19 protein-coding genes are annotated in these 13012 nt (G+C 34.6%); 1 reads left to right on the top strand and 18 read right to left on the bottom strand.

What is annotated here, in order from left to right; translation table 11 throughout:
• Positions 1 to 36: 36 nt before the first annotated feature.
• On the bottom strand, positions 37 to 363 hold the full coding sequence (locus tag YWA_RS0104060; RefSeq protein WP_022827220.1) for a DUF6660 family protein: 327 nt from the start codon (positions 361 to 363) through the stop codon (positions 37 to 39).
• 121 nt (positions 364 to 484) lie between these two features.
• Positions 485 to 826 carry a hypothetical protein gene (locus YWA_RS0104055; RefSeq protein ID WP_022827219.1) on the bottom strand — a complete coding sequence of 114 codons (342 nt, stop codon included), beginning with the start codon at positions 824 to 826 and terminating at the stop codon, positions 485 to 487.
• Between the two features lie 230 nt (positions 827 to 1056).
• Here YWA_RS0104055 and ung point away from each other — a divergent pair, with 230 nt between their 5' ends.
• Positions 1057 to 1731, top strand: a complete 675-nt coding sequence (gene ung, locus YWA_RS0104050; RefSeq protein ID WP_022827218.1) for a uracil-DNA glycosylase — start codon at positions 1057 to 1059, stop codon at positions 1729 to 1731.
• Between the two features lie 121 nt (positions 1732 to 1852).
• Here ung and YWA_RS0104045 read toward each other — a convergent pair whose 3' ends face one another.
• The 16 genes from YWA_RS0104045 to YWA_RS0103970 all read right to left on the bottom strand — a co-directional run bounded on the left by YWA_RS0104045 (position 1853) and on the right by YWA_RS0103970 (position 12954).
• A complete protein-coding gene (locus tag YWA_RS0104045) occupies positions 1853 to 2659 on the bottom strand; it encodes an SDR family oxidoreductase (protein WP_026718563.1) in 807 nt (268 codons plus the stop codon).
• Positions 2660 to 3289: 630 nt separating this feature from the next.
• A complete protein-coding gene (locus YWA_RS15290; RefSeq protein WP_022827216.1) occupies positions 3290 to 3535 on the bottom strand; it encodes a DUF4288 domain-containing protein in 246 nt (81 codons plus the stop codon).
• A 20-nt stretch (positions 3536 to 3555) separates the two neighbouring features.
• Positions 3556 to 3687 carry a hypothetical protein gene (locus YWA_RS15840; RefSeq protein ID WP_022827215.1) on the bottom strand — a complete coding sequence of 44 codons (132 nt, stop codon included), beginning with the start codon at positions 3685 to 3687 and terminating at the stop codon, positions 3556 to 3558.
• A gap of 123 nt (positions 3688 to 3810) precedes the next feature.
• Positions 3811 to 4233 (bottom strand): hypothetical protein, encoded by a 423-nt coding sequence (locus YWA_RS0104030; RefSeq protein WP_022827214.1) that lies wholly within the window; start codon positions 4231 to 4233, stop codon positions 3811 to 3813.
• Positions 4234 to 4710: 477 nt separating this feature from the next.
• A complete protein-coding gene (locus YWA_RS0104025) occupies positions 4711 to 5643 on the bottom strand; it encodes a hypothetical protein (RefSeq protein ID WP_022827213.1) in 933 nt (310 codons plus the stop codon).
• A 21-nt stretch (positions 5644 to 5664) separates the two neighbouring features.
• Entirely contained in the window at positions 5665 to 6513 is an 849-nt protein-coding gene (locus YWA_RS0104020) for a substrate-binding domain-containing protein (protein ID WP_022827212.1), read from the bottom strand.
• Positions 6514 to 6565: 52 nt separating this feature from the next.
• Positions 6566 to 7099: a GNAT family N-acetyltransferase gene (locus tag YWA_RS0104015; protein WP_022827211.1), complete on the bottom strand. Its 534-nt coding sequence runs from the start codon at positions 7097 to 7099 to the stop codon at positions 6566 to 6568.
• 11 nt (positions 7100 to 7110) lie between these two features.
• Positions 7111 to 7977 (bottom strand): nucleoside phosphorylase, encoded by an 867-nt coding sequence (locus YWA_RS0104010; protein ID WP_022827210.1) that lies wholly within the window; start codon positions 7975 to 7977, stop codon positions 7111 to 7113.
• 74 nt (positions 7978 to 8051) lie between these two features.
• A complete protein-coding gene (locus YWA_RS0104005; RefSeq protein WP_022827209.1) occupies positions 8052 to 8384 on the bottom strand; it encodes a translation initiation factor in 333 nt (110 codons plus the stop codon).
• Between the two features lie 141 nt (positions 8385 to 8525).
• Positions 8526 to 8921 carry a GxxExxY protein gene (locus tag YWA_RS0104000; RefSeq protein ID WP_022827208.1) on the bottom strand — a complete coding sequence of 132 codons (396 nt, stop codon included), beginning with the start codon at positions 8919 to 8921 and terminating at the stop codon, positions 8526 to 8528.
• Between the two features lie 167 nt (positions 8922 to 9088).
• On the bottom strand, positions 9089 to 10039 hold the full coding sequence (locus YWA_RS0103995) for an isopenicillin N synthase family dioxygenase (protein ID WP_022827207.1): 951 nt from the start codon (positions 10037 to 10039) through the stop codon (positions 9089 to 9091).
• Between the two features lie 284 nt (positions 10040 to 10323).
• Positions 10324 to 10623 (bottom strand): thioredoxin, encoded by a 300-nt coding sequence (trxA, locus tag YWA_RS0103990; RefSeq protein WP_022827206.1) that lies wholly within the window; start codon positions 10621 to 10623, stop codon positions 10324 to 10326.
• A 3-nt stretch (positions 10624 to 10626) separates the two neighbouring features.
• Positions 10627 to 10821: a hypothetical protein gene (locus YWA_RS14595; RefSeq protein WP_040472101.1), complete on the bottom strand. Its 195-nt coding sequence runs from the start codon at positions 10819 to 10821 to the stop codon at positions 10627 to 10629.
• A 58-nt stretch (positions 10822 to 10879) separates the two neighbouring features.
• Positions 10880 to 11473, bottom strand: a complete 594-nt coding sequence (locus tag YWA_RS0103980; protein ID WP_022827204.1) for a hypothetical protein — start codon at positions 11471 to 11473, stop codon at positions 10880 to 10882.
• Positions 11460 to 11957, bottom strand: coding sequence for an RNA polymerase sigma factor (locus tag YWA_RS0103975; RefSeq protein WP_022827203.1), 498 nt, complete (start codon positions 11955 to 11957; stop codon positions 11460 to 11462). Before YWA_RS0103975 ends, YWA_RS0103980 begins: the two co-directional genes overlap by 14 nt.
• A gap of 145 nt (positions 11958 to 12102) precedes the next feature.
• A complete protein-coding gene (locus YWA_RS0103970) occupies positions 12103 to 12954 on the bottom strand; it encodes an alpha/beta fold hydrolase (RefSeq protein ID WP_022827202.1) in 852 nt (283 codons plus the stop codon).
• Positions 12955 to 13012 lie beyond the last annotated feature (58 nt).

Here is a 13012-nt window from a genome sequence, read left to right as displayed (position 1 = left end):
CAAGATGACTGCTTCAATACAGGTTGTTTTAGTTCATTATACGAGTTGGGGCGGTTGCCAAATGCTACCGGAATAGGTATCGCTTAAATTAGAAACGTAAAAAGATTCCTTTAAAGGAATGGCTTGGAAAGGAATTGGAAATTCAAAAGTAACGGTCGAAATATAGTTTAACATTTGCATACCACAACAATTGCAAACGCAAAACGGGGGACACGTATCATGGTGTTCGTCGTGCGAATGACTTTCGTGTTCATGAGTGGTTTCTGTAGCAACTGAAGCCATAATCGTTTTATCCGTATCACTACACGGATAAAAAGACACTGCCATAAGATAGATTGCCATTAGGAAATGCGTCCACTTCATGTTGCAATATTAAGGAAATTATGAGAAACTTGACTTAGGAATCGCGTACTATTTTTACTTAATTAGCGATTTAGATGTATTCAAAGTACTACTTTAGGAATACTGTAACTTTTTTGCTTTCTTAATTAGACGATTGGTTTGCGTGGTGTGTTTCCAATAACTCAATTAATTTAGAGGTGTTTTCGTCGTTAGAAATGCCGTACCCGTTCACTAAAACACCTTTTAAACTGTATTTTGGTGAGGATATCGCATACAATATTGCTTGGTCGTCTGGATTTGAAGCGCCTTCAAAACGGTATACTTTGTCGATTTGAAAATCTTCTGGTGACAAGCTATCGTTGGTTTGGCGACACACGATGCACTCTTCATGCATGTTGAAGTCGTGTATGTAACCAACGCCAATTAGGCCGTTTATTGTTTCAGAAAGTGTGCCGAAGCTTTCGCTTAATTGATCGGTGTTCATAATTATATTTTATTAGTGTAGGTTCTAAAAAAGCTGTCGCAGCAGTTGTTGATTCATGTAGGAATCGGTTTTGCTAAGTTAAGTTTTTTATATTGAATTGCTTGATGAATCTTGGAAATGTAATGTTGCAATTTGGTGTTTTTTTGCAAAGTTGAAAATAGTATTTTAAATAAATAGTGCAATTGTTTACCTTCGTAAAATAGATGTAATAACCATTAAACGCTAAAAATTTGACCGCTGAAACATTAAATATTGATCCAATTTGGTACAACCAACTCCAATCCGAATTTGAGAAGCCTTATTTTGATAAATTGTGGAACGAAGTGCAGCAAGCCTATGCAACCACAACTTGTTTTCCTCCGAAAAGATTGATTTTTGAAGCCTTTAATCAATGTGAATGGGATAATATAAAGGTTGTAATTATTGGACAAGATCCATACCATGGAATTGGCGAAGCAAATGGACTGTCGTTTTCTGTTCATGATGGTACCCGAATTCCACCTTCTTTGCGCAATATATTTAAAGAGCTGAATGAAGATTTAGGAACGGAACTCCCTATTTTTGGCAGTTTAGAACGTTGGGCGAAACAAGGCGTATTGTTATTGAATGCGGGACTTACCGTTGAAAAAGACAAAGCAAATAGTCATAAAAACATGGATTGGAATGTTTTTACGGACGCGGTTATTGAATTGATTAACAGCGAAAAGGAAGGTGTTGTGTTTTTGTTGTGGGGAAATTTCGCACACAAAAAAGGAGCTAAGATTGATGGCGAACGGCACCTTGTTTTGCAAAGTAGTCATCCGTCGCCGATGAGTGCTAATCAGGGAAAATGGTTTGGAAACAAGCACTTTAGTTTGGCTAATAAGTATTTGCGGAAGAGGAAATTGAAGGCTATTAAGTGGTAATTTTTTTACACGGATTTCACGAATTTACACGGATTGTTTTTTATTTAAATTTGTAAAATTGATGCGAACTTTTAACGCTGATTATTCGGATGACCCTGATAATGCGGATTTTTTAGTCGTTTTATTTTTTTCTACCTGTGAAAAACTCCATAGTTTTGTAGATTCCGAGAACATCGCCTGCGAACCAATCAAAAACATTTATCGACATAATTGCTTGACCTAAACGGGTGAATCTGTAAATATAGCCTGGAATAGTGACCATTTTTTTATTGTTTTCAATCGCCTTGATGATTGTAAATGCTGCTGCTTCTGGATCAAGAATTGGTATTTTTGATTGTACGCCATCAAACATTCCGGTGTTGATGTAATACGGCATTATTGTCGTCACATTTACGTTTTTATTCAGTTGCTTCATCTCCAAACGCAAACTGTCCGACCAACCGATAAGTGCCCATTTACTTGCTGCGTAAACCGACATTTTAGGGTTTGAAACCAATCCTCCAGAAGAGGCGATGTTGCAAATATGTCCTGAATTTTGGTATACCATATCACCTAGAAATTCTTTTGTGATGAACATGGGTGCATTTGCATTTATTTCCATGGTTTTTGAAATCTCCGCTGTTGTGTGCTCGCTGAAATATTTGCCCACAATTATTCCGGCGTTATTGATCACCACATCCACAATCCCTATTTCTTGCTTTACTTTTAGGGCGGTTGCTTGAATTTGATCCACAATAGAAATATCTACAGTAAAGCCAGTAAGACTTCCTTTGTGCGCGAATTCGGCAATTGTCTCGTCAATTTTTTCTTGATTGATGTCCCAAATAATAACCTTTGCTTTTCGCTCCAGTAGTAAGCGAACCATTATTTTACCAATACCTGATGCTCCTCCTGTTATTAATACTGTTTTTGCTTCTAAGTTTTTCATTGAATTAAAATTTGGTCCGTATAGTGGCAAAGTTAAAGAAGTAATTGCATTATTTCTGATTATAATCATTAATTGAAATGCTTTAAAGTGGGTAGCCTTTGAAGAGCTTGAGGACCTTTAATGCTCTGAGACTCGAATAGAACTTTTTTTACACAGATTGCACGAATTTACACGGATTTTATTTTTAAATGTTATTCATTTTAGAACATTAAAAAGTTGACTTTCTTAATTAATTTAATGGATGCGTGTTGAAATAAGTGCTTTCTAAAATTTAGTGATGAAAAAGTCTGTAAAATAATTTCTTTTTTATACTTGTTATTTCATAAGTTGCGTCGTCATCCTTAACGGTTGGCAACACATATTTGTCTGCTTTTGTGCTGTTCTTATTTTGTTTTTATGTTTTGATAAATTAGCTTCAAATACTCAGGAAATATTAAAGCGTATAAATTTATTTGAATTCGAAAATCTAGAGAAAGTTAGAATGAGAAGTAGTCGGATAGTTGGTCCAACGTAAAAAAAAACATAGACTAAGCATGAAGACCACGATAAGAGATTGGACTCGGAGCTGTACCTTTATTTGTATTTTTTTTTATTTAAGAACAAGAAAACTATACAGCACTATTTTCTCAATCATATTTCTTTCTTTTTGTTTAATTCTTCTAAAAGATTTTCTTCACTAATTGGAAATTTCATCGCTCTTCGATTACTGATATTTCCATAATTTTCCCACATTATTTCACTTCCATCTTCAATATCTTTGGAAATTGGAAGAAGATTTCCGATCCCAATAAAAATCCATTCCATTTGTAAATTGTCAGAATTAATAAACTTATATTCTGCAGCCTTTCCAATTTTTACCGCTTTGTCATATGCCATTTTTGGTGTTTCGGCTTTAATTAAATGGAAATTACCCCAAGTTTAACTCTTCGTAATTCTTGAGCTTCGTTTCTATTTGTGGGTTCACATTTTTCAATGATTTCAGCGATATACCACTTTCCATTTTCAACAGATATTTTTTCGTTTTCCATTTTTTATTGCATTAAGACCTACGTCAGTGATTCGCGTTAGAGGTGGTTTGGATAGGCTGATCAATACAGGTTTCATTGTTCGTTGTTCTAATACAAATACAACTTTATTTGGTATGACTAATTCTATTCTTCGACTTTTCTAAAAACAAAAGTTTTCCATTGTTCGTCTTTTGAACGTATTTTTATCAATTTATCAATTTTGGCTGTCTCTAAAATTTCTGTATAAAATGTTTGTCCAATTATGACTTCGTAACCAGGAATATTGGATTCTAAAACTTTAATTTCATAACTACATTCTGAAGTGTAGTTGATTTTAGATCTCAAATAATATTTTCCATTTTCAATCTTCTCTATAACGTTTTCGCCACGAAATTCTATTGAGTATCCTTTCGTAATTTTACCTCCAATTTCTTCATTAACAAATTTCCCTGATTTAATAAAACTACAATCAGTAATCGAATCTTTGTTTATTAACCAATGCACATTTTCTTGTGATTTGGCATTAAAAGAGAAGAGAATCAGAGCAATTAAATAAATATATTTCATTTTTCGGTAGTTTTATGGTTAGTTCTTCAAAAAAGACTGCCAAATTTATATCTAAACTTAATTTTGAACTAAATGTAACGGATTTCTCGAAGAATAAATTCTGCTTATAAAAAATCAAGTACATTTTACTCCAAAAAATGGAAGGATATATAATCCTCGTGTTATTTCTAAAAATGATTTACGATAATGTTATTGGCGAAATTAACATTTGTAAATAGATCTATTAGATGTATGAAGGTATTTTCTACCAAATATATTCTTTTTCTTGTACATCGTCAGATTCTTTTCTGATTTGAAGAACTTCATAAATAATTCTTTTAAAATTTCGGTGTTTTGAAATCTATTTATTTTACTCAAATCTTAAAAGTTAAGAGCAGCCTAGCGCTTTTATTATAGCCGCGGTCCTATCTTTTGTTACGGCATGGAAGGATGTCGGGAAAATGAATTAAAATGAAAACAAGCGATTTACTCCAAAAACTAATTTAGAGTCAAAGCACCTAATATTTCTTCAGACATGAATGGGCCTCCGGGATATCGGGCAGTGTAGTCAAGGTTGAGCCATATTTGGCCGCGTTCGTCAATGTGGTAGTGGATTTCTTTGCCTTTGCTTTCGTTTATGAACAGTACTTCTTTAATCAGGTAATTGATGGCTTCTAAATCTTTCTTGTCGCCAATTAACATTTCGGGATAAATATGGCCACCGGTGTGAATGAGTCGGGGAGTGCCGCCAACTGCCCGAATGCACGCTGCCATAAATATGGCGTGGTCGTCACAATCGCCAGAAAAGTGCTGGACAGTTTCACTTGCAGCAGCGATGTATTCCCGTCCTTTTGGGTCATCGACGTAATTCCAACGGCCTTTGATTTCTTTGAAAACAGCGAAACATTGAATGATCATTCGGTATTCATGATATCCTTTTACATCTCTAAAGTTTTTTGCAGTTGCCATTAAAGCAAAGTTCCGCACTTTTGGATTCTGATAGTCAATGGCATTTAGAATTTTTGACTTATTGGGAAACGGAAGTAATTTTGAAATAATTAAATCTTGCGGGTTAGCGTTGTCAAGCATGAGGTACATCATGGAACGGTAATCTTCAAAAACATCGTTAAATCCGTAATTTCCGATGGTACTTCCGTACAAGAGTACAAGTAAATACAGACCCATACAAATGATAATAATGGTTCGTAACAGTCTTAAAATTACATGAATTACGGAAACTATTAAGAGAATGAGCAGAATACGGTCAATTTGAAACGGCCATTCAGGATCGATAAGGTTCTGGTGGATGATGATGAAGACGGGAATGGTAATCAGGATGTTAAGAATCAAAATGGCGATGTTGTTCCACGGCTTTTTGAGCTGGAATTTACTTCGAAGTTCTTGAAATTTCTTTTTTGTTTCCTGAATCATATACCGTTACAAGGTCGCTTTTTAGCTAACTGTCATTTGAGCAAAAGTACCTTTTTTATCGATAATGCCGAATTCAAACAGTTGATTTTGAACATTGTTTAACATTTCAGCATTAATGGGTTCTTGTGACCATTCGGTACGTGAAATCCAATCGGCTATATCGGCTGGTTTCTGATTGAACCGTTCGGCAAGTATGGTTTTAATATTTGGAATTTCTTTAAACGATTCTGTTTTTGCGTTAATGATTTCCAAGACTTTATGAACGATATGAGGTTGTTGTTGCAGTAATGCATCTGTGGTTGCAATTACGAAACTTGGCCAAGGCGTCAAGCAATCGTCTAAACGTCTAAAAATCCCTTTGTCCACTAGGGGCTTCGTCATGAAGCGTTCCCACATGAAGTAATCTGCTTTTTCGGCTGTCAAAGCTTCAACCGCTCCGTCGATAGTGTTGATGATTTCAAATTGTAAATCAGCTGTAGGCCACTTTTGATTGTGCGCGTTGACATAAGCCATTAATTCTGAACCAGAACCTTTTCTAGAAATGGCGCATTTCGTGTTTTGTAAATCGGACAGCGTTTGATATTTGGAATTATGGGCTACGTGAATACCCCAAATCAGTGGACTTTGTACGAAAACTTGTGCTATTTTAGAAGGGTTTCCGGCGAGAATGTCCTTGATGATTCCTTCGGTTAAAATTACGGCTAAATCGGTTTCGCCGTTGCGAAGCATTTCACACAGTTTGCCGGTTCCTTCGGGAACATTTGTCCATTGCAGATCGATATTTTGATCTTTGAATTCATTATTTTCAATGGCCAATTGCCAAGGAAGGTTGAAATGTTCTGGAACTCCTGCTATATTTATTGTTTTCATTTTATTTTTTTACACAGATTATACAATTTAGATCTGATTTTTCTATGAATTTTCACGCTTGCTGTTTTTTTATTTGCCACCATTTCCAAGTCACGTCGTTTTCATCTTGATAATTTTCTACAAAATTAAATCCTACTTTTTGTAAAACATGGTTTGATGCTCCGTTTTCTGCATGGGTGTACGCGTTCATTTCAGGAATATTCATTTGGTTGAAAGCGTATTCCAACCAAGCTTTTGACGCTTCTGTAGCGTATCCTTTGTTCCACGATTTAACGTTCAGTCGGTAACCATAATCGTAGAAATTGGTTTTTCCATTTTCTACGTGATCGTTTATGTATTTAATGCCGGTCCAACCAATAAGCTCGTTTGTTTCCTTAAGTATTGTAGAGAAACGTCCAATTCCATTATCTTGATATTGCTTTCTTATATAAGTAATGTAATCGTGAATCTCCTCGATTTTTGTAAACGGTTTTTGCCACAGATATTTATGAACATCGGGATTTTTATCCATGTCAAATAAAGCGTCAGCATCTTCGTGCAGCATTTCGCGGATCAGAAGGCGTTCTGTTTCTAGGATTAAATCCATATCGGTTGAAATTAGTGTGCTAATTTATCCAGCGTATATGCAATTAAATCATCGACTGCTTTGTACGGATCTTCGCTGAAGGTACCGTTGGCACGATTGGCTATAATGGCATTTAACGACAAAGCTTCGTGCCCAAGAAGTTTGCAAAGCCCGTAAATAGCAGAAGTTTCCATTTCTAAATTGGTAATTCTTGTACCTTCAAAATTGAAATTATCCATTTTGTGGTTCAACTCTGGATCTTGAATTGCCAAACGCAGCACACGACCTTGTGGACCATAAAATCCGGGTGCTGTTGCTGTGAAACCTTTAAAAATTTGGTCGCTTTCGATTAGTTTTTCTAGTTTTTCACTGCAAGAAATCACGTAAGGTCTTCCTTTTTTCAAGTCCCAATTGGTTTGTTGAATAAAAGCATCTTCAATTTCGGGATGTGTGATTTCTTCAATTAAATAGGAGTGGAGCATGTTGTCTAACCCCAATCCAAATTTAGACATTACTATACTGTCCACCGGAATATCTTCTTGAAGTGAACCGGAAGTTCCTACGCGAATGATATTTAGTGAAACTAGGTCTTGTTTGGGTTGACGGGTTTCGAAATCAATATTTACTAACGCGTCTAGCTCGTTAAATACGATGTCAATATTGTCGGGGCCAATTCCTGTTGAAATTACAGAAATACGCTTGCCTTTGTACATTCCTGTTTGCGTCTTGAATTCTCTTTTTTGGGTTGAAAATTCAATTGATTCAAAGAATTGTGTAATTTTTTCTACTCTATTTTGATCTCCTACCACAATAATAGTATGGGCAAGGTTTTCGGGTTTCAAGTTTAAGTGGTAAACACTTCCATCTGGATTTAATATAAGTTCTGAAGATTGTATCATTATTTTTTTTGTTTAAAGTTTAAGGTTTAAAGTTTCACAACTGATTACTAATAATCTGATTACTGATCGCTTTTTTAACCTCCAACACGTTTTGTTTTAAATCCTTTCTCTTGAAGGAATTTCATTATTTTATCTCTATAATCGCCTTGGATGATGATTTCGCCTTCTTTGAAACTTCCGCCTACGGCAAATTTATTTTTTATTTCTTTAGCTAAAATTTTAAAGTCTTCGTCTTCTCCTTCATAACCAGCGATAATGGTGGTTGGTTTTCCTTTTCGCTTTTCGTATTTGCAAATCATGGGTTCTTTTTGAATCCAAAGTTCTTTGGGTTCGGTAGAGAATTCCTCTACTTCGTTGGAAGGTTCGTGGTCGGGGAAGAGGTTTTTTAATTGGTCTTGTAAGTCCATTATTATAATTGATTTGGTGTTGTGGAACACAGATTTTAGAAATTAGAGAAATATTTATAATCTTTTAAAATCTATTAATTTTTAGAAATACTTGCTTTTATCTAAAGTTTGGAACACAGATTTTAGAAAGTACAGAAATCTTTATAATCTATTTTTCTTAAAATCATTGGTAAATATTTTTCTTACAAATTGTGGATCTTTTCCAAAATTTAATAATATGCCAACTTCGCATTCTGTTGCTTTGAGATAATTTAAAAGTTGATTTTCATGTGCTTCAATAAGTTGCTCAACAGCTTTTAATTCAAGTATAACTATATTATTTACGATAAGATCTGGATAGTAATCTCCAACGATTTCATTTTTATAATAAACGATTAATTTCTTTTGGCATTCAACTTTAAAACCTCTCTTTTGTAACTCAATTACCATTGCATTTTGGTACACTCGTTCCAAAAAACCATATCCAAGTTCATTGTAAACATCATAATAAATACCAATAATTTCTTTTGTTAATTCTTGATGCGGAAAGATCTTCATAAAAATTATATTTATCGTAAATCCGATATGATTTTAAAACCTAAAATAAAATTTCTATAATTTTTCTAATTTTTAAAATCTGCGTTCCAAATTATTATATTTAATTAAAAACAGAAAAGACATCAAGCAAAACTCAATGTCTTTCCTTTATACTATAAAAGTAAAACTTATTTTTTGATTAATCCCAAATCAACTAAACGTTCGTGCAAGAATTCTCCTGCTGAAATATCTTCATATAATTTTGGATTTTCATCATCAATGCAATTTTCTAAACAATCCAATCGCATGTCGCTAACAGGATGCATGAAAAAGGGAACTGAGTAACGGGAAGTGCCCCACAATTCTCTCGGAGGATTTACCACTTGGTGAATGGTAGATTTTAATTTATTATTCGTGTGACGTGAAAGCATGTCTCCCACATTTATCACTAACTCGTCTGGTTCTGCAATGGCATCTAACCATTCGCCGTCGTGATTTTGAACTTGCAAACCGCGGCCTTGAGCACCCATTAAAAGAGTTATCAAATTGATGTCGCCGTGAGCTGCAGCACGAATTGCATTTTTAGGTTCTTCCGTAATCGGAGGATAATGGATTGGTCGTAAAATAGAATTTCCTTCTTTGGCGTATTCGTCAAAATAGAATTCGTCCAAACCTAAATGCAAAGCCAACGCTCTCAAAACATAAATCCCTGTTTTCTCAAGCATTTGATAGGCTTTTTTCCCTGCTTTATTAAAGTTAGGCAGTTCTTTTACTTCTACGTTGTCTGGATATTCATTTGCCCATTTGGAATCTTTGTCCACATATTGTCCAAAGTGCCAAAACTCTTTTAAATCGCCTTCTTTTCGACCTTTAGCATGTTCTTTTCCAAAAGAAACATAGCCTCTTTGTCCGCCAATTCCGGGAATTTCATAGGAATATTTGGTTTCTACGGATAAGGCGAAGAAATTTCTAATTTCTCCATACAATTCACCTACCAATTGGTCATCTAAGAAGTGACCTTTTAAAGCGACGAAGCCAATGTCTTCAAAAGCTCGTCCGATTTCATTTACAAATTTTTGTTTACGTTCCGGGTTGTCCGAAAGGAAATCACGCAAGTCAACACTAGGAATATTTTGCATACTCTTTAATTAAAATGTTAATAACTTTGCTAAGGCTTACACCTTGTTGTCACAAATATATCAATTAAAACGGAAAACAAATCTCAAAAGTTATTAACATTAGGGAATTCTGTTTTTCGATGAAAATGTAGTATTTGTACTAAGAATAATAATGTTTGCGAATTTGAAAGGATAAAAGCGTAAAATATTTAAACACAAAAACCATTTCAGTCCAAGAATGGTTTGAAATGGTTTTTCAATTTCCTATGAGGATTATTAATAAATAGAAAACAAGTTTATTAAAATTAATTGCTCTTCCCAATTATAGTTCGAATGATTTCATCTTTTGTCAACACACCTGATTGACGCCAGATTTGTTTGCCATTTTGAAACAATACCATGGTTGGAACGCCGCGAACTTGAAACTGTGCCGCAAGTTCTTTATTTTTATCTACGTCAATTTTTAATATCTTGACGCGTTCGCCCATATTGTCTTTGACCTCTTTTAAAACGGGCATCAACATTTGGCATGGACCACACCACGTGGCAAAAAAGTCGACTAGAACTGGTGTGTCTGAATTGATAAGTTCGTTGAATTTACTCATGTTTTATCTTCTTTTATTTGGAACAGCACAGTTATTTCTTTCGCAACCTGCATTAAATAAAGCGATAGCGATAAAGATTACGCCGGGAATCAACAACCAATAGTTACTGATGCTTACCGCTTCGAAAATCATAAGGCCGCCAAAAATCAGGCGAACCCATCTAAAAACAGACCAATTGGTCCATAAATTATGTATCATGGCTTCAAATTTTAAATGTTGATAAATATACGAAAAAAAGTTCAATTTAACAAGCATACTAGGCGTCGTAATGTTGTTCGATATCTTTAATGATGTCAATTATAATTTGGGTTTTTAACTGTTCTTTCTGTTTGTGTTTTTTGCCTAAATAGAAGTAAGCAAAAAACATCCAAGCTAAATAAACAACGATGATAATGACTTGATATAAAAAAGGAACGGGTTGTAGTACTTCACTAAAATAAAGCACAAAGGCAAGGTTCATCAAAACAAAATAAATTAAAGTATATCGGGTATTTACTAGGTTTTGAAACTTATAATATTTTTCTAAATCTAAAAGTAAAATGCGTGGGTTACTTGTCAAATTAATATTTTTCATTTGAATTACTTGGTACAAGCGAATAGCTGAAAAGACTAAAATAGTACTTGCCATTAAACCAATTCCAAGGAAAGTGGTTGCTTCTTTAAAAGGAATCACTTGCATTAAGGCTACTATAAAAATCACGACGGCTATTAAAATACTAATTTGAATTATGATCTTAGAATTCAAATCACGCTGTACTTTTTTGGCATCCGCCAAAACACTATTTACGTCTGGTAATTGAACTGATTTCTGGTCGCTCCACAGATTTTGTAAGTCGCTAAAGTCTTTCATATTTCGCGTAAATTATACTTAATTGTTGTTTGATTCGGTGAATTTTCACTCGTAAGTTGGCTTCTGAAATTTCGGTAATTTGTGCGATGTCAGGATAAGAAACTTCTTCAAGTAAAAGGGTGATTATAAGACGGTCACTTTCTTTTAATTCGCTGATTGCTTTATGCAATATCTGAATTTGTAGTTCTTTGTTATCGCTTTCAGATTCAAATAAAGCAGGTGCTTTTTCGAGATCCACACTTTTCTTATTCTTGGAAGATCGAATTTGGTACAAACACGTATTAACAGCAATGCGGTATATCCAAGTACTGACTTGTGAATCCCCTCGAAACGTATGCAGATTCTGCCACACTTTTACAAAAACTTCCTGCAATAAGTCTTCCGCTTCCATCGTATTTCCCGTGTAACCGAGACAGAGCCGTTGCACTTTTGGGCCGAACTTTTGGTAAAGGTCTTTGAATTGTTGTTCTTGATTTTGGTTCACTTTGTTTTTAATTTTCTATTTGCCACAGCTTAAAAAGACGAAAAGGATTTAATCTGTGGAAATTGAATTAATCTGTGGCTAACTTTGATAAATACTTGCTTATTAATACTCGTTTAAATGAATTCATTTGAATTACTATCTGTTTTTATTTCAAAAAAGCATCTATTTGAGCGTAAAACCAATCCGGTTGGTCGTACATGATGAAATGTTTGCTGTCGGCAACTACTAATTTTTTATTTTGCAATAATTCATATTGTTTGCCATACACTTTCTCGCTATTTTCTTTGGTTCCAAAAATACTTGCTAAAATTAGTATTTCTTGTTTGATTTTCGGCAATTCGGGACGCAAGTCGGTGGTGGACATTTCAACAAGTGTACTTCCTAATGTTCTTCGATCGCTTTGAAAACTCCAAGTGGCTATTTTACGGGCACGAAGTGTATCGTTGACTTGATATGCCATTGCTTTAGTCATATTATCGATGTACCCTTCATTAGGCAACTTTTTAAAATTTTCTATTACCATTGCTTTATCAAATTGTGGATTTTCCCTAACCGATGTTGCAGTAGCTTCGGTATTATATATTGATGAAATAAATGGAACACCATCGACACAAATGCTTTTTCCAAACAAATCGGGTTCGTTACTGTGCAACCACAATGTCATAAAAGCGCCTAAACTGTGACCAATAATCATTGGTTTGATTAGTTTTTTATCTTTTACATACTGAATAATTTGGTCGCGTACGGTTTTAAGGATTTCTTCGTCCTGAATGGGTTTTGCAGTGCCAAAACCGGCTAATGTTAAAACGTGGAGTTGGTACTTGTTTTTCAAATGATCAACGGTTTCGTTCCAAACTTCGCCACTGCAAGAATAACCGGGAATGAGAATGATGGGATCGCCTTTGCCAATGACTTTTACTTCAAAAGCTTTAGCGTTTTGCGCGAAACTTTGAAAAACGAAGAATACTAAGGTGAAGGTTGTTAAGAGATTTTTCATGATAACTGTTTTTTGAATTTCTCTTTTGATACCTCCGCATTTGATTTGTTACAAAAAT

The sequence above is a fragment of the Flavobacterium antarcticum DSM 19726 genome (assembly GCF_000419685.1).
Classification (GTDB): domain Bacteria; phylum Bacteroidota; class Bacteroidia; order Flavobacteriales; family Flavobacteriaceae; genus Flavobacterium; species Flavobacterium antarcticum.
Note: the sequence above shows the minus strand (reverse complement) of the source record. Positions and strands in the feature narration are given on the sequence as shown.